The sequence below is a fragment of the Nocardia sp. NPDC004568 genome (assembly GCF_040609955.1).
GTDB lineage: Bacteria > Actinomycetota > Actinomycetes > Mycobacteriales > Mycobacteriaceae > Nocardia.
The window spans coordinates 1-1,188 of the sequence record NZ_JBEXLL010000195.1 but is presented as its reverse complement, the minus strand read 5'-3'; the positions used below and the strand labels follow the sequence as shown (position 1 = coordinate 1,188).

The following is a 1,188-nucleotide window of genomic DNA, read 5'->3' as shown; positions in this document are numbered from 1 at the left end:
CCCCTTATATTCCACCACCTTTCAAAAATTTTACCCAACCACCCCTCTTTCCTTTTTTTGTAAACTTAATTGGGGGCGCCCCCATCCGAACGGATGGCAGCGCCTCTTCGTACGCGCTGGATGGCGACGCGCTCAGGGCGCGCCGGGCGGGGTCACAGGTACTGACCGCACACCGGCCACGCGCCGGGGCCCTGAGTGGCGAGAACGTTCTCGGCCACGCGGATCTGCTCCTCACGGCTGGCGTGCGCGGCGCTGCCGCTGCCGCCGTTGGCCTCCCAGGTGCTCTGGGTGAACTGCAGGCCGCCGTAGAAGCCGTTGCCGGTGTTGGTGGACCAGTTGCCGCTGCTCTCGCACTCGGCGACGGCGTCCCAGTTGCCCGAGGAGGCCGAGGCGGTGGCGGTGGAAAGACCGAACGGTACGGCAACGAGGGCCCCGGCGATAGCGGTCATGCCGAGAACGCGGGTGCTGAACTTTCGGGTCTTGGACATATGCGAATCCCTCCCTGTGCCCACCGGCAGCGCGGTCGAAGCTTGCGTGCCCCTGTCCCCAGGTGATGTGTCGGGGTTTGATCCGAACCGTGGGACAGGGTTGCCGGTGTTCTCCGGTTCGGTCGGCCCGTCCCGGTTGGTCGGGGCCTGGCAACGACGGTAACGAAGAAATCTCGTCAGATCACGTATCGATAACTATCAATACGTCGATTGGTGCAAACCGGGAATATATGGAAAAGTCCAGGTCATCAAAGGATTTCTCCGGTACCCATGGTGGTTCGCAAAGACGCGTAAATGTGACGGGGATCACCGATAATGGGTAATTCGTGTCACGCGTATAGCGATCGGGACAACGGGCAATCGCGCCGTTAACGTTTCGATGCCTTGTCGCCGGGCTGTCGCCACGGCGGTCGGCGCACCCGGGCGCCGGTGGTTGCCGAGGGACTGCCGCGCGTGGCCCGCGGTCACCGGTCCGGCCGGCTGGTTCGCCGGTCGATATGCGCTTTGAACTGGCGATTTGGCAGTCTTCGGAAGCCGTGTGTAATGTTGTGTTCACCCAACGCGGGGTGGAGCAGCTCGGTAGCTCGCTGGGCTCATAACCCAGAGGTCGCAGGTTCAAATCCTGTCCCCGCTACTACCGGAGAAGGCCCCGGAACTACGGTTCCGGGCCGTGAGCAAGTCTGTGTGGGAGGCCCGGAGA

Annotated in this window: 1 protein-coding gene and 1 tRNA gene; one reads left to right on the top strand and one right to left on the bottom strand. The window is 63.0% G+C overall.

Features of this window, described 5'->3' with window-relative positions; translation table 11 throughout:
- Positions 1-152 precede the first annotated feature (152 nt).
- Positions 153-488, bottom strand: a complete 336-nt coding sequence (locus tag ABZV91_RS32500) for a transglycosylase family protein (RefSeq protein WP_355249536.1) — start codon at positions 486-488, stop codon at positions 153-155.
- A gap of 560 nt (positions 489-1,048) precedes the next feature.
- On the opposite strand from ABZV91_RS32500, the gene ABZV91_RS32495 reads away from it, so the two are divergent.
- A tRNA-Met gene (locus tag ABZV91_RS32495) sits at positions 1,049-1,122 on the top strand.
- Positions 1,123-1,188 lie beyond the last annotated feature (66 nt).

Bases quoted from the DNA above. Each gene is read 5' to 3' on its own strand.
- ABZV91_RS32500 (WP_355249536.1), bottom strand. From the start codon at position 488: ATGTCCAAGACCCGAAAGTTCAGCACCCGCGTTCTCGGCATGACCGCT.